General features: G+C 43.4%; 16 protein-coding genes. 8 read left to right on the forward strand and 8 right to left on the reverse strand.

Annotation, left to right across the window (positions count from 1 at the left end):
- Positions 1–364: 364 nt before the first annotated feature.
- A complete protein-coding gene (locus SWH54_02830; protein MDY6790182.1) occupies positions 365–2,257 on the reverse strand; it encodes an ATP-binding protein in 1,893 nt (630 codons plus the stop codon).
- A complete protein-coding gene (locus SWH54_02835; protein ID MDY6790183.1) occupies positions 2,254–3,918 on the reverse strand; it encodes an ABC transporter substrate-binding protein in 1,665 nt (554 codons plus the stop codon). The genes SWH54_02830 and SWH54_02835 overlap by 4 nt, the downstream gene beginning before the upstream one ends.
- 707 nt (positions 3,919–4,625) lie before the next feature.
- Here SWH54_02835 and SWH54_02840 point away from each other — a divergent pair.
- Both SWH54_02840 and SWH54_02845 read left to right on the forward strand, forming a co-directional pair.
- Complete coding sequence (locus SWH54_02840) at positions 4,626–6,023, forward strand: sigma-54 dependent transcriptional regulator (protein ID MDY6790184.1); 1,398 nt, start codon at positions 4,626–4,628, stop codon at positions 6,021–6,023.
- Between the two features lie 466 nt (positions 6,024–6,489).
- Positions 6,490–7,767, forward strand: a complete 1,278-nt coding sequence (locus tag SWH54_02845; GenBank protein ID MDY6790185.1) for a response regulator — start codon at positions 6,490–6,492, stop codon at positions 7,765–7,767.
- Positions 7,768–7,931: 164 nt separating this feature from the next.
- Here SWH54_02845 and SWH54_02850 read toward each other — a convergent pair whose 3' ends face one another.
- The 6 genes from SWH54_02850 to SWH54_02875 all read right to left on the reverse strand — a co-directional run bounded on the left by SWH54_02850 (position 7,932) and on the right by SWH54_02875 (position 16,446).
- A complete protein-coding gene (locus SWH54_02850; protein MDY6790186.1) occupies positions 7,932–9,704 on the reverse strand; it encodes a DnaB-like helicase C-terminal domain-containing protein in 1,773 nt (590 codons plus the stop codon).
- 15 nt (positions 9,705–9,719) lie between these two features.
- Positions 9,720–11,477: a DUF6178 family protein gene (locus SWH54_02855; GenBank protein ID MDY6790187.1), complete on the reverse strand. Its 1,758-nt coding sequence runs from the start codon at positions 11,475–11,477 to the stop codon at positions 9,720–9,722.
- Between the two features lie 155 nt (positions 11,478–11,632).
- Positions 11,633–12,841, reverse strand: coding sequence for an AmpG family muropeptide MFS transporter (locus SWH54_02860; GenBank protein ID MDY6790188.1), 1,209 nt, complete (start codon positions 12,839–12,841; stop codon positions 11,633–11,635).
- 348 nt (positions 12,842–13,189) lie between these two features.
- A complete protein-coding gene (locus tag SWH54_02865) occupies positions 13,190–15,151 on the reverse strand; it encodes a phosphoenolpyruvate carboxykinase (GTP) (GenBank protein ID MDY6790189.1) in 1,962 nt (653 codons plus the stop codon).
- Positions 15,152–15,198: 47 nt separating this feature from the next.
- Complete coding sequence (locus tag SWH54_02870; protein MDY6790190.1) at positions 15,199–15,774, reverse strand: nitroreductase family protein; 576 nt, start codon at positions 15,772–15,774, stop codon at positions 15,199–15,201.
- A 48-nt stretch (positions 15,775–15,822) separates the two neighbouring features.
- A complete protein-coding gene (locus SWH54_02875) occupies positions 15,823–16,446 on the reverse strand; it encodes an XTP/dITP diphosphatase (GenBank protein MDY6790191.1) in 624 nt (207 codons plus the stop codon).
- A gap of 249 nt (positions 16,447–16,695) precedes the next feature.
- Here SWH54_02875 and SWH54_02880 point away from each other — a divergent pair, with 249 nt between their 5' ends.
- The 6 genes from SWH54_02880 to SWH54_02905 all read left to right on the forward strand — a co-directional run bounded on the left by SWH54_02880 (position 16,696) and on the right by SWH54_02905 (position 22,724).
- Entirely contained in the window at positions 16,696–17,703 is a 1,008-nt protein-coding gene (locus tag SWH54_02880; GenBank protein MDY6790192.1) for a potassium channel protein, read from the forward strand.
- 191 nt (positions 17,704–17,894) lie between these two features.
- Positions 17,895–19,628 (forward strand): adenylate/guanylate cyclase domain-containing protein, encoded by a 1,734-nt coding sequence (locus tag SWH54_02885; GenBank protein MDY6790193.1) that lies wholly within the window; start codon positions 17,895–17,897, stop codon positions 19,626–19,628.
- Between the two features lie 219 nt (positions 19,629–19,847).
- Positions 19,848–20,318 (forward strand): plasmid pRiA4b ORF-3 family protein, encoded by a 471-nt coding sequence (locus SWH54_02890; GenBank protein MDY6790194.1) that lies wholly within the window; start codon positions 19,848–19,850, stop codon positions 20,316–20,318.
- Between the two features lie 100 nt (positions 20,319–20,418).
- Entirely contained in the window at positions 20,419–21,039 is a 621-nt protein-coding gene (locus SWH54_02895) for a LysE family transporter (protein MDY6790195.1), read from the forward strand.
- A gap of 674 nt (positions 21,040–21,713) precedes the next feature.
- Complete coding sequence (locus SWH54_02900; protein MDY6790196.1) at positions 21,714–21,863, forward strand: hypothetical protein; 150 nt, start codon at positions 21,714–21,716, stop codon at positions 21,861–21,863.
- 27 nt (positions 21,864–21,890) lie between these two features.
- Complete coding sequence (locus SWH54_02905; protein MDY6790197.1) at positions 21,891–22,724, forward strand: hypothetical protein; 834 nt, start codon at positions 21,891–21,893, stop codon at positions 22,722–22,724.
- Positions 22,725–22,762: the final 38 nt, after the last annotated feature.

The following is a 22,762-nucleotide window of genomic DNA, read 5'->3' on the forward strand; positions in this document are numbered from 1 at the left end:
AACTGTTTTTGAACAAAGGCTTATTTCACAGGCCATTACGCCAATTGATTACAAAAATAAAATTACTAGTGGCCATATCCAGCTGAATTTATTCGATTCTTAACCGGACACTAATGAACTTAAGTGAAATATTATTAATTTACTGAAGTAGTTGTCATACCGAAATTAATTATAATAAAGACAGTGAGTTCTTTCTTTACATTTTCTTATAAACGAGTTTTTCATCGTTTAAAACGGAATATATTTTTGAGAAACAGTATAGTTGCCGTTTTTTAGTGCAAAATAAATAAGTGCTCTGCAATTGAACAGGTGTTATCCCAAAGGGTACAAGGGGTCCAGGATTCGAGGATCCAAAGGTATGTTTTCAGACCGGTAAGACAATACGAAAAAGCGTGCCTTCCCCTTCCCCACTTTCCGCCTCTATTTTTCCCCCATGCTCGGTGATTACTTTATGGGTAATGGCCAAACCCAATCCGGTTCCGACCTCTTTGGTGGTAAAGAAGGGGTTAAAAATATTTTTCATGTCTTCCGGAGAGACTCCTACTCCAGAGTCCTGAAATGTCAGCGTGATCCAGCCGTTTCCCGAAGTTAATTTGAAATTGTCTTCCGGGACTTCTTTTTGATAGATCGCTTTTATAAATATTTTTCCGCCCGACGGCATGGCCTGCATCGCATTTCGTATAAGATTGCTAAACGCTTTTTCAAGCTGACTCATGTCAGCCTGGATTGGAGGTAAATCGCTTGAATATTCACACCGGCAATCAATTTGCTGCCTTTGCATTTCTTCTTCCAGAAAATCAATTGTTTGTTCTAAAAGAGTTTTAATGTCTGTTTTCTCAAAATGGTACTTGGGGATTCTTGCCAGCTCTAAAAGGTCTTCAACCAGTCGATTAATCTGCTTCAGTTCCCGCGGTACCGTTCGTTGAAACTTTTCAAGAAAGCCGGGCTTTTCCATTTTTCTGGGCAGCAGTTGCACAAAGGTTTTAATGGTTGAAAGCGGATTTCGGATTTCATGGGCCATGCCTGCTGCCAAAGTACCGAGCTCAGCCAGCCGTTCTGCCTGCCTGACGGAAATTTCAAGTTTTTTCAACTCAGTAATATCGTGCAGGTTTAAAATAACCTCCTGCGGATGTCCCCTCCGGTCATTCAGAATACTGGAGCCGATGAGAAGAACCCGTTCCTCATTTTTGGTGTGCAGGGCGATTTCGCGCGGTTTTATCTTGTAAGGCTTTGTTAGTATATCATGTATGTAACTATCTAGTTCTCTGAAATTTTTTAAGGATCTTGCAACGCTGCTCCCTTTACCCACAGGGTGATCTAAATTTTTAAACAGCTTTTGAGCGGCAGGGTTGATAGTGGAAACCCTGCCCTTCATATCCATAGATAACAGGCCATCGTTCATGGTGGTTAACAGTTGATGCGTATATCGCTGCATGCGTTTAATTTCATCGAGCTGTCTTTCAAGTTGTTTCCTGTGTTCAAGGATCTCCTGAATCATGGAAGAGAAGTTTGAAGCAAGTACCTCTACTTCGTCCCGTGTTTGGATTTGAATGGTGCGGATAAGGTTTCCCCCGACCGCTTCCTGTGTATTCTGTACCAGGGTTCCCAGAGGACGTGTGATTCTGCGGGCGGTCCACAGGGACAGCAGTATGCCAACGGCAATTGCAAACAAACCAATAGCCAGTATAACCCACCGCATCTGGTTGATCTGTTTTAGCATCGGAACCAGTGACAAACACACGCGGATGGTTCCCCATCGTCCTTCAACACCGTTGGGGAAAAGAGGAACGGCGATGTCAAGTGCCGGTATTTGATCAGTTTCAAGGGTAATTTCCTGGATGATCGGTTTAACTGAAGACAGAGCGGTTCGACTGATCTCATCATTTAAAAATTTATTCTGGAGATCCGATCTCCCGCTAAAGCCGGCCACCCGACCTTCCTTGTCATGAAAGATAACTCGATTCACATCCGGATCACGCGCAGCCTGATTGGCCGATCTCTCCAAGGCAATATAGTTATAGGTCAGCAGGTCTGCCATGGAAGCGGCGCTCAGGCTCTGGGCAATAGACAATCCCCGCTTTTCCAGTTGTTTCCGGATGGTCCGGCCCTGAACGTAACCGAGTACCAGCATCAATATTCCCAGAATGAAAATCAACATGCATGAGGTGGTAAAGATCAGACGATAGCGTAACGGGAAAAAGCGGGGTTTCTCTGAAGAGCCAATTTCAAAACGCTCACTTTTGATATCGGCTTTCATTTCCTGATAGGCCCTCCCTTTAGCCAGATTCGATGAAGCGCCATGGTATGGGCCCCCAAGGCGGTTAGATTTATCCCTTGCACATCGGATTGATACACACGGTCTACGCTTAAATATAAAAGGGGTATAATGGGTGAAGATTCAAGGACAAGTATTTCTATTTTCTGGTACATTTCAGCACGCTTAACCGGATCGACAATTCCACGGGCTGCTAACAGCATTTTATCTACCTGGCTGTCTTTAAAGTGCATAAAATTTACAGGAGAATCAGAAGCAAAAAGAGGGTATAAAAAGCTGTCCGGGTCTGGTATATCTGCAAACCAGGCATATCGATATATTTGCACAGCATCCGACTGTATATAGTCTTTAAATTCCTTCCAGTTGGTAATAAATTTAATTTTTAGAGGTATCCCCAGGCGAGCCCAACACCTTTTTATCAGATTTAACTCAGCTATCGCAAAGGATGATTTTATTGCAGATACGATCTCAACAGGAGGAATGGGTCCGGTTTCCTGTTCCAGTGCACGTTTTAGATAGCCTTGAGCAACCTTAAGATCGTCGACAAGCACCTCATCTGTTTGGTGATAAACCGGCATTCCAGGGGGCAGTATGGTCCTGGCAGGATCGAGCTGGCCCTTAGCAACTTCTTTTATAATTTTTTCCCGGTCAATCGCCACGGAAAGAGCTTTTCTGAAATATGGGTTTTTTAAAAAGGAATGATCCCCTCTAATGCCATAAAAAAGAAGACTTAAAGAAGGGCGGTGAAACCATTGAAGATCTTTGATGGAGGAAAGCTCTTGCCGTATATTTCCATAAACTAGCATCTCATCCAGATTGCCTTTTTTAAAATCGGATAATGCATCTTCAATTTGTCCGCCGGGATATATTCGATAATGAATTTCATCTAAAAAAGCAGCTTGATCATAATAATCCGAAAAGCGCTGAAGTCGGATCGACTTGTCCTTTTCCCATGATACAAAACGAAATGGGCCGCTGCCTATAGGATTTTGGCCATATTTTTCCCCCGATTTTTTTACTTCTTTCTTTGAAACGATTGCTGCCTGGTACATCCCCAGAGCGGTAAGAAACGGCACGTGAGGTGCATTCAATCGAATAAGTAAAACATGGTCGTTAATTGCTTGCAGCCCGTCGACTTTATTGGTCTTATGGTTTCGAAAAGCCAGAGCACCTTCGATTTTAAGCAAATGGGGTAAAATAACCGGAGGGGGGGTTATCCGGAGGAGTCGGCTTATGGAAAAAGCCACATCATGAATTGTGACCGGGCGATTGTTGTGAAACCGGGCGTTAGGACGCAGGAAAAATCGGTACGCTTTTCCGTTCTCCTCCACCTGCCAGGTTTTTGCCAGGGCAGGTAAAACCATCAAATCGGGGCCGAATTGGACCAAGCCATTAAACAATTGCCGAGTTACAGCCACACCATATTGATCCTGCACATAAGCAGGATCAAGCGTGGAAGGATTATTCATCAAAGGAGAACGGTAGATACCGCCCAGGTTAACATGAACGGCTGATGAGCCTTCCTTTTTCGCTGCCCTGGTTTCCTCATCCCCCTGTATGCTGCAAGCACAAATAAACAGCAACAAAGAGGTGACGCCGATTAAGAGAGTACAACGAAATTGCAAAAGATTCATTTTGGCCATCCATCTCATCCTTAAACGATATGAATATTCCTTGCACCCCTTGTAGCAAAACAAAATACCATGATGCTAATTATAAAACGCCATTTATATTTTATAGGTTTATTTTTCTTTAGAATCAAGGCTTTTATAACAGGCGGGTAGATATTTCATCCATCTTTATGATTATGGGTAGTTTCTGATAATATTGGAATTATTAAATTGTCTAAAAGAAATGGAAAGCTTTTGAATTGCTTCAATAAAAAAGGCACCGTTTATTTTACCGGTGCCTTTTTAATCTTGTTAAAGAAAACTTGTATTATGCTAAGGGCCTCCTCCTCCACATGCCAGAACGGGCAAAGCATAAGTCGCTATCACCACACCAATAATAAACAATTGAACCATCAATTTTTTCATTTTTTGCCTCCTTTTCCCTGTTAAAAGTAAAAAGTCTTGAGTGAAAACCTCTCGATATAAAGTAAGAGCAAGGCATGTGCCATCGGAATGCTGCATTTTAAATGTGATACAACTATTTAAAAATACATTTATTTATCGTTTCATCTTTTTGCCTTCATTAAAAAATGATTCGACTAAAATGCACAGATTAAGGGAGGCTGATGAGATAATCCTTTACATGACTAGTTGAATCATTTATAAATATGTGCAACTTTATCGGCCAAATTGAAAATATGTGATGCTTTATATTAATTTTCGGTACAACTAGTGGGGTTATGGTGGAAAGCAGAATTTCTAAACATGCTCGTATCCTGGTGGTGGATGACAATAAGGGAGCCAGAGAATCCCTTGAAGAAATTCTTGAGGACGACTTTGATGTGGAATGCGTTGAAGACGGACCCAGCGCTTTGGATAGAATTACCAACGATGCGTTTGATATCGTTTTATTGGATCTGGTTATGCCCAAAATGGACGGAATAGAAACGCTAAAAAGGATCAAGGCCTACGATCAGTCCATCGATGTGGTTATGGTTTCCGCCACAGATCGCGCGCAGGAAGCCACGGACTCCATAAGGTCCGGTGCTTATGATTACATCACCAAACCCTTTGATACAAAGACCATTTTCAACATCATCGAACGAGTGATGCAAAAACGCTCCCTGGAACAGGAGATCCGGTACCTGCGTTCCGAAGTCGAGAACAAATCCGGATACAGCCATATTATCAGCCAATCCCGAAGCATGAAAGCCGTCTTTGCCTTGATTGAAAAAGTGGCTGCCACTTCAAGCAGCGTGTTGATTACCGGTGAAAGCGGAACAGGAAAGGAATTGGTGGCCCGCGCCATTCATAATAAAAGTCCACGTGCTCAAAAACCTTTTGTTGCCATCAACTGTGCCGCCATACCGCCGGAATTGATCGAAAGTGAACTCTTTGGGCATGAAAAGGGCGCATTTACCGGTGCTTATAACAGAGGAATTGGCAAATTCGAATTCGCCAGTGGTGGCACCGTATTTTTAGATGAAATTTCAAACCTTAAAATCGAATTGCAGGCCAAGCTTTTACGTTTCCTTCAGGAGCATGAGTTCACCCGCGTGGGCAGTCACCGTATCATCAAAGTGGATGTACGCATGATAGCAGCCACAAACATCCGACTAAAAAAAATGGTGCGACAAAATCGCTTTCGAGAGGATCTTTTTTATCGGCTCAACGTCATACCCATTCAGCTCCCCCCCCTTCGCTCTCGAAAGGGGGATATTCCTTTGCTGACGAGCTATTTTATTGAAAAATTTAATCAGCGCTTAAAAGAAAAGGTTTCAGGAATCACTCCGGCTGCCATGATCGTTCTGCAGGATTATCACTGGCCGGGGAATATACGTGAATTGGAAAACCTCATTGAAAGGATGGTTGTATTAAAATCAAGCGGCCAATTTATTGATGAAAAGGATCTGCCATTCGATCTCTTGTTTGGTGATGATTTTTTGAAAGATAAACGGAATCTCGATAAAGGCTTAATACAGGCACGACAGACATTTGAACGCCAATACATATTGCGTACTTTGCGAAGATTAAGTTGGAATCAAACAAAAACCGCTCGAAGACTTAAAATCCATCGAAACACCCTGACACAGAAAATCAAAGCTCTGAATATTAAAATCGAGACGGATAAATCATAAAATCACCGCTTTTTCCCCGTTATCTAGTCATTTTCAGATCATCTCCGATTTATACCGCTTGCCATAAATATGTTCCGAAATATGGAATTGCGGTATAAGTGGTTGTAGAAAAAAACGTTTCGATAACGGAACGCTTTTTTGACAACCACTATATTTGTCAGGCAGATGCCATATCTTTTTTCCCGCAAGCTGCTCTAAATATAGGGATCCAAGGGGTCGAGGGGGCCAGGGGTCAAGTAAAATATTATAAAACTGCACACAAATATGTGCAGTTATCCCACAGTTCTTTCTCGCCGGAAATCCTAACCTATTAATAAATAATATGAAATCAACATATTTGCCGATGGCACAACTATTGCTATCTTATTAACTGTACTGTTTAAAAATCCATAAATTTTGATGTGATTTGTTTTTCCAGTAACAGTTCAGCCATTAATAACGGTTTCAGAGGAAATAGTAAATCAACATGCCGGAAAATAAAGAGTTACAGGAAAAAATCAAACAGCTGGAGGAAGAGATCAGAATCCTCAAATTAAAATCAATCGAGCGCCGCCAGTTGGAAGAGCAGCTCTACCAGGTACAAAAAATGGAGGCACTTGCCAGCCTTTCCGGCGGCCTGGCCCATGATTTTAATAATATTTTACACTGCATACTGGGCTATACTGAAATGGCCATGATGGGGAAACCGAAAGACGATCCTGACTATGAGACTTTTCGCCAAATTGAAATGATGATTGATAAAGGAAGTGAATTGGCCCGGCAATTCCTGGCTTTTGGTCGTAAGATTCCACTAAATTTCAAACCGATCGATCTCAATTTGGTCATACCGGAGCTGATGAATCTTTTACGCAGAACCATTCCCAAAATGATAGCTATTGAACTAAAGCTGGGTGAAAATCTAAAAATGATCAATGCGGACGCTGGCCAGTGTGAACAGATTTTGATGAATTTGAGCATAAACGCGGTAAATGCCATGGGAAAAAACGGAAAACTGACCTTTTTGACCGAACATGTTGTATTGGACCCTGACCACCCGCAAACCCTTTTAAATCCATCAACCCCGGAATATTTTTGCTTAACCATATCTGATACGGGACATGGAATGTCCCCCCAAATATTAAATCGTATGTATGAACCGTTTTTTACCACCAAAGATAAAGGCAACGGGCTTGGTTTATCCATCGTCTATTCAATCGTAAAGGATCACGGAGGATTTATTGAATGTAACAGCAATGTGGGCAGGGGAACCACTTTTAAAATATACTTTCCGGTTATCAATGGTGATGCAAAACTTGAGAAAAAATTAGTACCAAAGAAAACCGATAAAGCTCTTTGCGGAAATGAACGTATTTTAATCGTTGATGATGAAGAAGATGTTTTGAAGATCAGCAAGGAAATACTTGTAAGAAATGGCTACACAGTAATCACTGCGAAAAGCGGAGAAGAGGGTATTATAAAGTATTCGGAAAACTTTGCCGATTTGGTGCTTCTTGATATTGGCATGCCGGGCATGGGTGGCATTAACTGTTTGCAAAAGCTGATGAGCGTCGATTCAAAAGTGAAAGTGGTTATTATGAGCGGATATTCCGGAGATAAAAATATTGAAGAGGCCAGAAAACTGGGAGCTAAAGCCTTTCTACAAAAACCATACCATATTGCAGGGTTGCTTAATACCATAAGAAGTGTATTAGACAACTATTCCTGTTATGGGTGGAGCGCATGGCCATCCCTTGAACCCAATTAGGTTTTGCCCTAAAGCCTGGACGCCGAAAATAGCTTCACAGTTTATTGAGCCGATCCATCCCGCATGACGGCGTTCTCCTCCTTTCGTCAGGTCATGCGGGCGCCATGGCATCCCAAAAACGGGAGGCGCAGTAAAAAAGTCCCTGCTTGTTAGTGGGGACTTTTTTATATTTCCCTAAACCCCCAGTATGGATATTCCAGACTGTATTCGGCAACCTTTCCCGGGCTGTTTTCCCTGCTTGCCGCCAGCCAGAGCGTACTTTTTCGCTCAACCGTGGAAATGGGATCCAGCAGGTCCCAATCCGGCATAAGAATCATCGCGTTATCCGCACTGTATTCAATATCGCCTGATTCCTTAAATGAGCCCAGATCCGGCTTTTCACTGTAGCTTCCACCTTCACTCCTGGACAATTCAGAAATAACAAAAAAAGAAACATTCTGTTCATCACGGATCGATTCCATATGCCTGAGCCAGGAATCAATACCGGTTCTTCTGTCCGAAAGGTCCTGAAAAGGAAGTTTGTGAAGACTGTCCACCACAACAACGGCATAATCACTGTGGGTTTCATGCTGGATAAAATCGATTTGACGACGCATGATATCCGGATTCAGCTTTCTGTCTGTCACCACGCGAAAATAGCGAAGCATCTCTTGGAAGATTTTCCTGGAGACCATCAGTTTATTTTTTGTATTTTCATCCGGATTTTCCCTCCTGATTTCTTTTCCGGAAAGCCTGCTCAGGCGACACAGAGTTCTGGTGTATATGGTCTGGCGACCGTTTTCAAAATCATAATAAATGACCGGATTTTTTCTTCTGGCCATCTCTGTGGAAACCTGCATGAAAAAACACGATTTTCCCGCTTTAGGGGGACCTCCCATTATATTAATCCCTCGAATACCGCTAAGGGATCTGTCCATCTTTTTAAAACCACAGCTCAATCCGAGCAGTTTTTTGCCCTTCTCTCTTTCCATCGCCTCGATAAAATTCCGATGCTCTTTTTCAGGTGAAGAAAAAGGGGAAAATGCTTTCGATTTTTTAATCATAAGGGAAACCGCTGTTCTGAAATCTTCACCCTTGTCTCTTGACAGTTGAACCAGATTATAATCCCGCTTCAGGTGGGTGGGCCATTTTAGTATTCTGGCTTTAAAACCGATTCGTGTGGCCAGCGATCGGGTGGTGAGCTGGGCCTCAGGCGAGTTATTCGTCACAATAAAAATATGGTTAATATGTGCCAGCCGCTCTTGGGTTAATATATCCAGGTCAGCTATCGAAGGGACGGCAATGGACGGATATCCGAGTTCTTTAATGGTCAGCAGGCTGTTTTCACTGTCAGTGATGAACATGGCTCCGCCTTCGCAGCGATCAATTTCCTGGACATTGAAAATACGAAACTCTTCAGCAAAGAACTTTTTGTCCCCATGCCAGAAGCTGTCCAGCTCCCGCGCAGGGAGTATGCACCTGGCGGCGTAACAGTTTCCGTTTTCCATAAAATAAGGATAGACGAGATATCGGCCGTTGTAGCCGATTTTCATTTCGTCTACCACGGCCCTTGAAACCCCGAAATCTGCAAAATGTTCATACTTGTCCTCATCCATTAAAGATATGAATTGGAGAAGCTCGGTATTCAAGTTTCGGGTGGGAAAAATAATGTCCCGAACATACGGCTCCCGATCGGGATCGTACCCTGGTACCTTTTCAGCTTCGATTCCCATGATTCTGCCGAAATACAGAGGGAAGCCTCCGGGTGTGCAGCGGTTCGAGCATCTGAAATACCCTGCAAAAAAGCTGTCGGGATTCACATAAACGGCAATGACTCCCGGCTTTTCATCTTCTTTTGGCTTGCAAAAGGGACATGCCGCCTGGATATGGTTACCTTTCAATTTTGCGCCGGGAATGTATTTAAGATAAAATTGTTTTACTTGCTCCGTATAGTCCATAATTATATCTCCGATCTACTTCTCTACCATAAAAAGGTGTATATATTTTGGGTCAAGGTCTTCCAATGAAACCTGACCGTATTCTGCCTCTATCTCGGTAAAGAGCTTTTCAAATACGTCTCCCAGCCTTTGGGAAATTTCAAAGTCGCTTGTTTTCGCTCTTTCAGCCAGCCATTTTAAAAAAGACTCTTTCATTGGTTGACCAATTTTTCTTTCTTTGCCTTTGCCGGAAAAGAGAAGGCCATAAAACCGTTTAAATGGATCCATAGAAAGGGGAACCGGTTCATCCGGCAGGTTTAGACAGTGCCTGGCCCAAAGAGTTAAAATAAGATTCTGATGCGTTAAAAAACGATACCAAGAAATCGGTTTTAACTTTAAACTCATTAAGGAGAGGAGATGGTCAAATGCGATCACCCGATCCAATTGGGTTTCCGTTTCTTGTATGTCTTTGGTTGAAATAAACTCCCTGTATAGAAAACCTGATTTGTAGTTGTCATAAAATAACGGTTTTTTAACCAGAATACCACCCAGTACACCTGTCCATTCTTCCCCCCAGAAAGTAAGAGGAAGTCCATTACTCGCAAACCAGCATTTATCGAGCCATTTTTCAGCCCGCCACTTTAATTTAAGGACAAGGCCATACCCGACCCTGAAAATAGAAGCCAGGGGATACTTTTGTAGAAACAACGCACAGTGATCATGCCTGAGTTGTGAGGGGACACCTTCATGTTTTTCAATCATGCGTTCAAGGCCGATACCAATATATCCGCATGCCTTTTTTACGATATCTCTTAATTCTTGTTTGCTCCTTACTTTTTTATGATCTGCTGTGATCAACTGATTACAAAGAAAGGCAAATTCAGCCTGCATCTGCTGCAACATATCATTGCCGTCGATCCTCGCCAGAGATTTTGTAAACAGGTTATCTTCTTTTAACATGTCGGCGGGGTAAAACGGGACGGGCAGAAGCAGCTCTTTGTCTTTTTCTTTTATTAATGATTTGTCACTGAGGTTCTTAAGATTTTCCGGGCTTAACGGCTGATAAATGCCTACTGCTTCATCAAAAGGCAAAAACCCTTTTTCAGCCAGTCTTACATTGCGCATGCGGAAAGATTCTTCTTCAACTTCTGCAGGAATCATGCGAAATGCTTCGTGCAGAATCTGCTGATACTTTACATGGTCACGATCTGCAATGCTTCCAAGAAATTTTATCAGAAAATCCCTGTGGTATTTTTTTGCCTGAGCGTCTGCTTCTGAAACCACGGGTATTTGATCTGAAGTATCTTCCTTAACCCTTATGTAATATACACTGTCAACCGTAAAAAAGTCTTCACCGAAATCCGCAGGATCCTGATCATGTTCTCTGGTCCTAACTTCTATATTTTTAAGCAGGTACAATTCCAGCAGCTCAATCTTTTCGCTGCTCAACCATTGTATTAATCGCACCGCGTCTGCTTTTAAAAGCAGCCCCAGCCATTTGGTCATTGTTTTTATATGAAGCCTGTCCTTTTCCCATAATTCCAGGTCGACCATGTATTCCCACTGTTTGGTTGATGCCAGCGATAAAAGCTGAAGAGAATCCTCCAGGCCAATATCGTGAGCCAAGAAATAAAGGTCTTCTTCTGGAATCGAATGCACAAGGGCAGCAGGCTGATTGGCATCAAGAATCCGTTCCAATGCCTTTTCCGAGGGAAGAGAAAGGATTTTTCTTCTTTCGATGGCCAATTTTTTCCAACGATCTAACGCATGGTCTGTTTGGATCACATTATTCATTTTCAGAAAATTCCTTGCATGAGCCCCCAGGGTTCGCGCAAAAATAAGTTTGTAATTTAAAATGGTGAGACACCCGGCTGGCGAGACGCGAAAACGCAGGAATATCAAACACATTCTGAGTTTTCGCAACGTAACCAGGCGGGATGCATCGGTGCTTAAAATGCAAAGTTATTTTTCTGTGAGCCCTTAGAATTCCACGGTGCGAACTTAAATAAAAGCAGCATTCCCGGAATGGCAATCAAAGTGCAAACAATAAAAAATCCCTCCCAGCCTAAATTTTTTGCCAGCAAACCGGTCGGAGCAGAAGCCATTACCCTGGGGATACCCATCAGGCTGGTTAGCAATGCATATTGGGTGGCGGTAAATTTCTTATTGGTAATACTGGCCATGAATGCCACATACGCAGCCGTTCCCATACCGCTACTTAAATTTTCAAAAGCGATGACCCCTGACAACAGGCCAATATTATAACCGATTTTAGCCAAAATTGCAAAACCCGCGGTAGATAATGCCTGAAGAATCCCGAAAAGCCACAAACTCCGGTTTATTCCCATGCGAAGCATGAGTATTCCGCCAGTTAAACTGCCTGCGATGGTGGCCCAGAACCCGAACAGCTTCACCACAGTGCCGATTTCGCTTTTGGAAAAACCCATATCCAGATAAAAAGGCATGGTCATGGCGCTGGCCATTTGATCACCGATTTTATACAACAGGATGAAGGCGAGCATCCATATCGCACCCCTCCTGGCAAAATATTCCACCAGAGGGCCGATAACCGCCTCTTTTAAATTTTTTGGCGAGCCGGCAGGAGCATCGGGTTCAGGAGCAAACACAGTGGTCACAACCCCCGGCAGCATGCATGCCGCCATAATCACATACACCGTGGAAAACGACATGTGGTCCGCCATGATCAGCCCGCCTCCCGAAGCCAGAAGCATGCCCACCCTGTATCCGTTCACATACAGAGAAGACCCCAGACCGAGTTCTTCATCAGGAAGATCTTCTCTTCGATAGGCATCGACAACGATGTCCTGAGAGGCACTGAAAAATGTGACTAAGAATGCAACAAAAGCCACCACCCAGGGATGGTCCCCGGGATCAGTTAAGCCCAGGCCCACAATGGACAGCATCAATGACAACTGTGCGACCAGAAGCCATCCTCTTCTGCGTCCCAAAAAGGGGAGCGTAAAACGATCCACAACAGGAGACCATAGAAATTTTAAGGTATAGGGAAGACCCACCAGGGTCATCAATCCAATCACGGTGAGGTCCACCCCTTCTTCTTTCATCCATGCCTGCAGGAGACTGAGGGTAAGCAACAGGGGAAGGCCGCAGGAAAAACCCATAAGAAGTGCAACCAGCATGCGGCCGCTTATGATTGTTTTAAGGATGGGTTTCCGCTTGTCCTGATGCAAGGGTTCCTCGTGAGATCATGACGGGAGAAAAGATATGTATTTTTTAACACAACATTTTAAAAATACCACTTTTTCCGAGTGAAGAATGATTGACTCTGTTGAAACGGAAGTGTTGCGTGTTACGCGTTTCGGGTTACGGGTTACGGGTTACGGGTTATAAAAAATAATTTTTGATTTAACCACCCGCAACCCCCGCCTCGATTCATCATCTTGTCTGCGTGCAACTCACAGGCAGGCAATGTTCATTTTTATTCCTATACCTTCTGCCTTTGTACCTGTGGGCCTTCTACCTTTGTATTAAAGCGCCTCAAGTTCTGCCGGCGTCACAATCGAACCGCATTTTTCCTTGAGTATGGCCAATCCTTCCCGTTGTTCATTCAAGACTTCAAAGAGTTTAGCGGGGATATCCACCCCTTTTGCGTAAGCCTCAAGCTGCAGGTCGATTCTGGCAATAATATGATCGATATACAGGGAAAATTGCTTGGTATACAGTTCTTCCGGGTATTCCTTATCAATAATGGTTTTAAATAATTTTTTAAGATCTTCATATTTCGGAAGATATCCAACGGGAGTTTCAATGGCGCCCACTTCGTTATGAAACCTTCTTTCAAGCCAGGATAGCCAGACTTTTACATCTCTTTTCTCTCCCAGCAATTTTTTTGAACTGCCACCTCTGGCTTCATCCGTTAAAAAATAATTAAGTCCGGCCATGACCGGTCTTTTACCTTCCGCAATTTCAGCATGGCCAAAGAATTTAAACTGTGCGTCCATGTAATGGCCCAATGCTCCCGGGATAAACGGCGCATTCGCCCAAGGGGCGCGTCTGACACCTTTGGCGCCGACTTCGGTTGCGGTTGCGGCAGATACGATGCAGGCACCAATGACTACCCCGTGGTCAGAGTTTTTGGCCACCCAGACCGGAGGCATCGTATCACTGTCTCTGCCGCTGTAAGTGATGACACTGGTTTCCACGCCTTCAGGATTTTCCGCTTCCTCGGAGTAATTGGCCAGCGCTTCGGAAGCGAGCGTGCAGCGGGCATTGGGATGGGATATGGGTACCTCTTTTCCATTTTCATCAACCATTCCCTGTTCCCACTCTCCCTGAAAGTTAAAGCCTTTAACCGGATGTTTTTCACCGTTTCCCACCCAATGGGGCACACCCTTTTCATCAATGAGAACATTTGTCCAGATCACTTCTGTTCCGGGTTTTCTTAGGCAATCCATCAGTACAGGATCGCCTTCCCGGTTCACATCTTCCACAATTCCGAATATGCCGCACTCCGGATTTATCGAACGGATGGTACCATCTTCATGCCGCCACATCTGGGCAAGGTCATCACCCACAAAGTAGTTACCTGCCATTGCGGTAGTCGTTTTTCCACATCCGCTTGGTGCGGCTCCGGCACACCAAGTGGTGCGACCCCCCGGACCTTCGATTCCGGTGATAAACATATGTTCCGACAGTTCATTCGCTCTGTTGGAATAGACTGCTTTGTCAACGGCAAACCGGTGATTTCCTTTTTTAAGCAGCAGGGTATTGCCAGCATATGTGCATTTAAAACTGTAGGTGGTTTGATAGCTTCTGTCCATAAAGACCCGCGCATCCGGCAGGTCTTCAGTTCGATTTAAGCCCTCGCTGTGTATATTGGTAAAGAAATGACCCAGGCGATCCACCTCTTTATCAAAAGAGGAAAACGAATTTCTGTAAAGTATTTCAGCGCTGTGAGACACGTAACCGGAACTGGTGATCTCTAAAGCAGGGTTGGATGACGGAGCCCCGACAGGCCCGCGCGAATAAAATCCGACAATCATGGTTTTATTTTTCATAATGCCGGTCATGTTGTCCCGAACCACGTGAAGGGCCTGGGTCCTTTCCATTTTTTGTGCCAGGGAACTGATATCTTCCCCTTCATTGGCAATATAATAGGTCCGGTCGATAATCCGTCCCTGCTCGTCTTTCAGGTCGTAATGGATGGTGTGTCCATCCATGGGGAGTTTTTTCTCTTCTCCGTTTTTGATACACAGATCCCTGACTGTCTGCCGGTCTACCTTTGAACCTGTATTGATAAAAACGGTCTCGGGTCTGCACATGGTAAGGGCGTTGGCAACTTTGAGCAATACCTCCGTATGCTTCATCTGTTTAATCTTTGACAAATTTTCTTCATCCAGCTCTTTTTCAAAAACCTGTATGGCCTCTTCACGGGTGGAAATTCCCCCGATTTCACTGACGATGTCGATTCCTTTTTTCAATTCCAGCATATCGATTCTCCCTTTTGTATTGTTTTTCGGCATCCATGTATCTGGTTTTAATGATCACTCAAAATGATGTCATCCAAATTTCGTTTCGGTACATGATGGATACCGTCATTATCACGCCAGTACTTGATGCTGCGGTCATCACCTACTGTTTCAATCATGATTTCTTCTTTTGGTTTTCCGATTGCCAGGACGAGAAGCAGTTTGAAACGTTCTTTAATTTTCAGTATATCCCGAAGTTTTTTTCTCTTTACCGCACCAATCATACAGCCTGCCAGCCCTTTTTCCCTGGCTCCCAGAAGAATACTCTGGCTGGCAATCCCATGATCGCACCCAAAATTTTTAGCGATTTCTGTATCACCCAGAATGATGATATAGGCGGACGGCCTTTCCCCTGTTTGAGGACCGGCCCAGCCTTTAAGGTATGCGGCCCATGCCAGACAGGAAAATATCCGTTCATTTTTTTCAGCATTGCAGGAAAGAATATATTTCAAAGGTTGCAAATTTGCAGCAGAAGCGGACAGCCTGGCAAGATTTACCAGCTCTTTCAACGTTCCCGTATCTATTTCATAATCCTCATGGAACCTTCGGCAGCTTCTATTTTTTCTGATCAAATCTTCAATCATGTCGTTTTCCTTAAGATTCTTTCAAAACCAGCTTAGCATTTCATCATCTTAAGCCGGCATCTGCTGCCCAATCCAGATAAGAACTTTATCAAACTCCTCCTTAAGCTCACCCAGGGCCTTTCCCCTGTGGCTGACACGGCTTTTTTCCGCGCGGGTTAACTGCGCGAAAGTCTTTTTAAGCGGCGGGAAAAAGAAAACAGGGTCATATCCAAATCCGTTGTTACCATAAGGCTTTTCAGCAATCAGCCCTTCACAGCGTGCCTCATATGTCAGGGCAGGGCCACTTGGAACAGCAATCGATAGGACACATTCAAAAGCGGCCTTTCGGTTGGTTTTTCCTTTCATTTGTTTTAGCAGCTTTTCACATCGCTGCTGGTCAGTGGCTTTCTCACCGGCATATCTTGCACTGTAAACCCCCGGTGCACCGTCAAGGGCTTCGACCAGCAGCCCGGAATCGTCTGCCAATGCCGGCAGCCCAAGTATTCTTGCGGTAACGCTTGCCTTTTTATACGCATTTTCATCAAAGGTATCGCCGTCTTCTTCTATTTCCGGAATCGGGCCAAAATCGTCGAGGTTTTTTATGTTCACCGGGTAATCCAGTAACATGTCCCTAATTTCGGCTGTTTTACCCTTGTTTCTGGTAGCAATAACAATGGAAATCAAATCCCTCACCATACGCCCTCATTAAACAATATATTCCATTACCGGAAAAGAAATAATATTAATAAAACATGGCTGAAAATTTGTAAAGACTTTTCAACCGCTTATTATCTTTTAAAAAATGCTTTACAGTGTCACCGCCGCTGTTATACTAATGATGATCTACCTGTAAACAGTTCCTTTCCGCGCAAAGAAATTATTCTTTTATTGTGTGGAAGTTGGGCTTGTTGAAGCTCATGCGAATAAGGTTTTTTAAATAAAATGAGCATTAAAAAAAGACTCTACCTGATCCTTTTTTCCATTTCTCTTGTAATCCTGGCGGGAAGCACCGGATATTATATCTTGTTCGGTGGAAAGCCGAGATTTATGGATTGTGTCTATATGACGGTAATTTCCCTGACTACCGTAGGATTCGGTGAAGTGATAGAGATTACGGGAAACATTCCTGCCGAGATATTCACCATGCTTCTTATTACCTTCGGCATGGGTATTATTTTGTATGGCATAAGTACCGTAACGGCTCTGATCATTGAAGGAGAACTTTCAGGAATATTGAGGAAAAAGAAGATGTTTAAACGAATAAGCAAAATGAAAAATCACTATATTGTATGCGGTGGAGGAGAGACCGGACGCCCGGTCATCGAAGAGCTTGAAAAAAACAAGGAATCTTTTGTGCTGATCGAGCAGGATCAGGAAAATATCCAGCGATGCAAATCGATGCAAGACCTGATCTATATTGAAGGAGACGCCACCGAAGATGAAAATCTGGTGGCAGCAGGCATAGAAAAGGCAGCCGGAATCATCATCACCCTTCCTTCCGATAAAGACACCCTTTATGTCACCATGAGCGCAAGAATGCTCAACAAGAACATACGTATCATCAGCAGAATGATAGATCCAAAGCTGGAGCCGAAACTTAAAATGGCCGGAGCAAACAGGGTGGTGTCTCCCAACACCATCGGGGCGCTTAGAATGGCCTCAGAAATGATTCGTCCCACCGTCGTTGATTTCCTCGACCGGATGCTCCGCAGCAAACAGGGTAACTTAAGGATTCATCAAATCGAGATCCGGGAAAATTCCGCTATTGCAGGCAAAAATCTTCATGAATCCGGGTTGAAGGCCAAGTTTAACCTTCTTATCCTTGCCGTAAGACATGATAACGGGGAAATAGAGTTCAATCCACAACCCTCACAAGTGCTGAATGCAGGAATGACGTTAATCATCATGGGAGAAGTGGACAACATTGCCCGGGCCAAAAAGGCATTTTGATTTATAAGAAACAGATTTCTTTTAATTTCCATATTTAGATCATAATATCCCTATAAATAGAAAATAAATAATTGACCGGGGCTAAACAATCCAAGAGAAATATTTGCCTTGGTTGTATTTAATATACAGCTGTGGTGCATTTGCGAGTAGCCTTTTTTGGTTCCGGTCTATCCGGTTTAGGAGTGATGGGCATGGAAGGAACATGGGTGCAACGGTTTTTATCGGTTGCATTTCCCTGGGTATTTACATTTGTAGCGGTTGTTTTGCTTCTTCGGAACAACCGCAAAAACAAGAATCCCCTGGAATGGAGCCTGGTCGATCGATGCCTCCTTCTTATCGCACTGTTTTGCTTTGTGGGAGGAGCAAGCAATCTTGTAATGGGCATTGCTGAGTCCATATATTTTGAGCGCTTGTTTTGGATTAATTGGGACTTTGCTCAACCCTATTATCATATAAATCGAAGTATCGGTCTCCCCTGGATACTTTTCTTGCTTTTTGGTCTATGGTTACGTCGGCGTTCCCCGGAAAATCGAGCTTTTGCCCACACAGTTATTCAATACAACGCAGTCCATGTATCATTTATCTGTTATATATTTGGGCCGGTTACCCACCCCGGCCCTTTCCTTTTGGGGATGGCTCTGGGGACGCTCACCTTTCTCCTTTTTGAACGGAAAATAGCCCTCCCATGGATGGTAACATTCACCGTTTTCACTGTGGGCTCGTCAATTGCCACCTGGGCTGGTATGATTCCTTATGCCCCCATCTATGCAGCGTCCGCTTTTAGCGGTGGGAAGATCGAGACATATTATTTTGTCGGGACCTTGGCGTTTGTGATGGTGGTCTTTCTTCTAATGCTTCTCCTTGCCGCCTATATATTCACCCGGTGGAGAGATCGGGAGACAAAGGTGGCTGAAATGACAGATCTTCTAAAAAAGATGTTTGGCCGATATCTATCCACAGAGGTCATGAACTCACTGATTGAGAATCCGCTTGCCCTTGAATTGGGGGGAGAGAAACGGCGGGTAACAATCATGATGACGGATTTGAGGGGCTTTACCGCCCTGTCGGAGCGTCTTGAACCAGAGCGCGTAGTTCAGTTGCTCAATTCCTATTTCGAAGTAATGGTGGAGGAGGTTCTAAAATACAACGGTACGATAAATGAAATTATCGGCGACGCACTGCTTGTCATTTTTGGTGCACCAAAGGAAATGCCGGATCGTGTGGAGCAGGCCATCGCCTGTGCCATTGAAATGCAGAACGCGATGGTGCGGGTGAACAAGGAGAACCGTACCAATGGTTTTCCCGAACTTGAAATGGGAATTGGCCTAAACGAGGCGGAGGTAATCGTCGGAAACATTGGATCGAGCAAGCGAAGCAAGTATGCCGTGGTAGGCAGCGGGGTGAATATGACCAGCCGGATTGAATCTTACACCGTCGGAGGGCAGATACTCATTTCGGAATCGGCCCTCAATCAGGCGGGTGAGATTTTGCGCATTGACGACCAGCATGAGGTGTTTCCCAAGGGAGCCGAAACACCGTTAAAGATATACGAAATTGGTGGTATTGGTGGCCGCTTCAATCTCGCCTTGGAGGAGAAAGACCCGGCCCTGGTTATTCTGGCACGGCCGATTCCAATGAGGTACACGGTGCTGGCAGGCAAGCACGTGGGGAAAAAAGGCATTGAGGGCTTTATGGTCAGGCTTTCTAAGAAATGTGCTGAGATTACCCTAGACGAACCGATTGAGCTGTTGAACAACCTGAAAATGAACCTAGGAGAAGTGGACCAAGAACTAATGGGAAAGGATTTCTATGGAAAGATCATAGGGCAATCGGGAGAGAACAGCCGTTCGCACGTGGTTCGATTCACCTCGGTACCAGCAGAGGTCAGATCTTATTTTCAGGCGCATCGGCAACATGCCAGCTGATGCAGGGCCGGCTGATTGTGTGTCAAATTTAGTTGACACACATCATGTTGCGGATCGCGTCGGGTGCCGAATCCCTTGATGAAAAGGGTGTAAAGGTAATTATCAGAGGTCAGGACCTGAGAATATGAATAATCTGTTTGAATATTTCGGACAAATACATAGACGCAGCCTGTAAGAAGTCCAGATCAGTATAATCGCTTATGTGTATAGGAATAAAAAATGAAGATATATAAGTTCAGAGTTTCTATTATAGGAATCCCAAAGCTGTATCGAATAATCGAGGCTTCCGAGAATTGCACTTTTAATGATTTTCACGATGTGATTTTCCAAGCATTTGACAGGTACGATGAGCACCTTTATTCATTTTTTATCACCCGAAAGGACACCAAGAATATTCGGAACATTTATGATGCTCCAGAAATAACGCATCCCATGAATGTTGAAGATATAATGGGTTTTGACAAAAGGAAGCCATCTACAGCAAACACTCGAATTGGCGATGTCGGCTTGAATAAAAATGATGTTTTTCACTACCTATTTGATTTTGGGGATGATTGGTGGCATCGAATTAAAGTTCAAAATATTAGTGAAACGAAATCCAAAAAAAAACATATAAAACTGATCAAGTCAGCAGGAGAATCTCCACCACAGTATCCGGACTATGATGATTATGATGAAGAATATGAATGAAAAATCGTAATTAACATCCTGCTGGAAGGGTCGGCGCAAAAAGCCGCTCCGCTCCTGAGCAGCCTGTTGTCTTAAAATATATTGGAGAACATTTGTTACCGTGTTGAGCTATTTGATTTTTGGAATAACCTATGCATTTGCCGCAGCCGTTCAACCCGGACCGCTTCAGACATACATCATTTCTCAAACCCTAAAAAAGGGATGGCGCTCAACCTTGCCTGCTGCATTCGCTCCGGTTGTCAGTGATATACCTATTCTCATTGTCATCTTATCTCTGCTCAGCACCATGCCGGACAGCTTTATTATCATGTTAAGGCTGGGTGGTGGACTGTTTCTTCTTTATCTCGGATTTAGAGCGTTTAAATCCTGGCAAGCGTTCGATGCAGACCAAACCGTCTTGAACGAATCCGCCCAGCAAACGCTTTTTAATGCCGTAGTGGTAAATCTTTTAAATCCGAATCCGTATTTGGGATGGAGCCTAATTATGGGACCGATTTTTCTACAGGGTTGGAAACTGGCGCCAATGAATGGAATTGCCATGGTGATCGGTTTTTATGTGACTATGGTATTCACCTTAGCCGGAACAATTGTTTTATTTGGATTTGCGCGAAGAATGGGACCCAGAGTGAGCAAAATTATGCTGGGCTTGTCATCCATTGTCTTAGTCGCATTTGGTATTTATCAGTTGTACCTGGGAATAAACTATTATGTACAGGGCTAAATAAATGGCCTGAACAAAGGTATTTATCCGACCTGTTCACCCACTGTTTTTCGTGTCCTAAGTTCGTGGTGAGCTGAATTGCGATTAAATAAATTTATGAAAAACTCATTGTTCAAAAAATATTATTATACCGGCATTGGCTTATATTGTTTTTCCTTTTTTCTTCCTTCTGCCGTACTTTTTAATAATGGAAAACCCATCTATGGTTTCCAATGTGCCTTTTTGGTAATAGAATTACTATTTGATTATAAAAATTTTTGGGGACTATTATTAGGAATATTCGTAAATCTGGCTAATTTAATTACACTTCTTGTTTTCATCATTCATTTTAAAATTAAACCCCGAAAACTTTATCTTCTACAATTTATTGCATTTGCATCATCCACCTACTGGTTCATACAGGCTTTATTTGAAAGTACCATACCTGGCTTACTGATTGGATATTGGAATTGGGTGTTTAGTCTATTATTTTTATCGGTGGTGATGTTTCTCTTTAGAAATTCAACAGATAAAATTCACCATTAACCATTCATAGAAAGCATACAAAAATGTCATCTATTAATCTTTACTAAAAGAAGAATGAATCATCGAGCTACATTGATGCGACAATCACGGATGAGGGCGACCTGCGCATCATCCGCAATTCTTTTGGGCCCGGCGATTATGAGACAGAGGTGACCGCAGCCGTATCAAAAACAAATAAAGATCAGCTGCTCCTTGCGCTTTTAGAACAGATTTACAGCGGAAACAAGAATGCGTTGGAAGATTTTGCAGCCTTTGCCAGATCAAAAAATATCGTGGTGAAAACTTTCCGCTGGCCCTGATTATCCATTTAATAAGCCAGTATCAAAATGATAAAAAAAATATTCAACGATCTTATTTATATTTTTGGGGAATATCCCATCTATATTCTAATGGGTATGGGTTTGATTTACTCTATTATAGAGCTGGTAGAAACCAGATCCTTTATGAAGGTTTTTTCTGCAAATTCCTTATATCAATCGACCAAGAGCATCTTTTTCACTTTGATATTTCTCTCAGTAATCGGTGCATTTGTGTATCGGTCAATTTTTGTTGAAATCAATAAATTTAAAAGAACCGCAAGGACGCTTAACCTCAATTACCGACTGAAAAATCACCCGACAGCAGATAAACTGTTATATGCACCTGTCCTTAAAAGAGGTGAACGGCGCAGCATCGTTAGTCCGATTCTTTCAGGCCGATACAAGGATGCCCAGGTGATTGTGTTTAACTATCGCTACGGTCGGACAGAGTCCGCCGGAGAATCGTATGGTTTTTATTTTCGTTCTGTGGTGGCTTTCTCCGTTAAGGGACATCAGGTTCCCACTTTTTCCTTACACCCGGTCCAATTGGGAGATCGGCTTTTTGAAAAGATCTTCGGTGGCGATGATGTAAAATTTGAAGAGGATGCGGAATTTTCACGACGATACAAGGTAAGTGGGCCGGACAGCATAGTCCTGAGGACTTTCTTTGGGCCAAATCTTCGTCGGGCTTTTATTCAATCACCAACAAAATGGGCGGCCGGAGTCACCGGTGATCATTTTATCATATTCAGAGACAGCAAGGCAGACGACCGTGTAGATTCAGAAGGGTTTGCACCTTATCTGAATGAAGTATATATGATTTATCAAACAGTTTTACCGATAGGCAAAACGAAAAGATAGTTAATGGAGAATATCCGGAAAAATCAATGCCACGTCCT

It is taken from the genome of Thermodesulfobacteriota bacterium, assembly GCA_034189135.1.
Classification (GTDB): domain Bacteria; phylum Desulfobacterota; class Desulfobacteria; order Desulfobacterales; family JAUWMJ01; genus JAUWMJ01.

Bases quoted from the DNA above. Each gene is read 5' to 3' on its own strand.
- SWH54_02830 (MDY6790182.1), bottom strand. From the start codon at position 2,257: ATGAAAGCCGATATCAAAAGTGAGCGTTTTGAAATTGGCTCTTCAGAG.
- SWH54_02835 (MDY6790183.1), bottom strand. From the start codon at position 3,918: ATGGCCAAAATGAATCTTTTGCAATTTCGTTGTACTCTCTTAATCGGC.
- SWH54_02840 (MDY6790184.1), top strand. From the start codon at position 4,626: ATGGTGGAAAGCAGAATTTCTAAACATGCTCGTATCCTGGTGGTGGAT.
- SWH54_02845 (MDY6790185.1), top strand. From the start codon at position 6,490: ATGCCGGAAAATAAAGAGTTACAGGAAAAAATCAAACAGCTGGAGGAA.
- SWH54_02850 (MDY6790186.1), bottom strand. From the start codon at position 9,704: ATGGACTATACGGAGCAAGTAAAACAATTTTATCTTAAATACATTCCC.
- SWH54_02855 (MDY6790187.1), bottom strand. From the start codon at position 11,477: ATGAATAATGTGATCCAAACAGACCATGCGTTAGATCGTTGGAAAAAA.
- SWH54_02860 (MDY6790188.1), bottom strand. From the start codon at position 12,841: ATGCTGGTTGCACTTCTTATGGGTTTTTCCTGCGGCCTTCCCCTGTTG.
- SWH54_02865 (MDY6790189.1), bottom strand. From the start codon at position 15,151: ATGCTGGAATTGAAAAAAGGAATCGACATCGTCAGTGAAATCGGGGGA.
- SWH54_02870 (MDY6790190.1), bottom strand. From the start codon at position 15,774: ATGATTGAAGATTTGATCAGAAAAAATAGAAGCTGCCGAAGGTTCCAT.
- SWH54_02880 (MDY6790192.1), top strand. From the start codon at position 16,696: ATGAGCATTAAAAAAAGACTCTACCTGATCCTTTTTTCCATTTCTCTT.
- SWH54_02885 (MDY6790193.1), top strand. From the start codon at position 17,895: ATGGAAGGAACATGGGTGCAACGGTTTTTATCGGTTGCATTTCCCTGG.
- SWH54_02890 (MDY6790194.1), top strand. From the start codon at position 19,848: ATGAAGATATATAAGTTCAGAGTTTCTATTATAGGAATCCCAAAGCTG.
- SWH54_02905 (MDY6790197.1), top strand. From the start codon at position 21,891: ATGATAAAAAAAATATTCAACGATCTTATTTATATTTTTGGGGAATAT.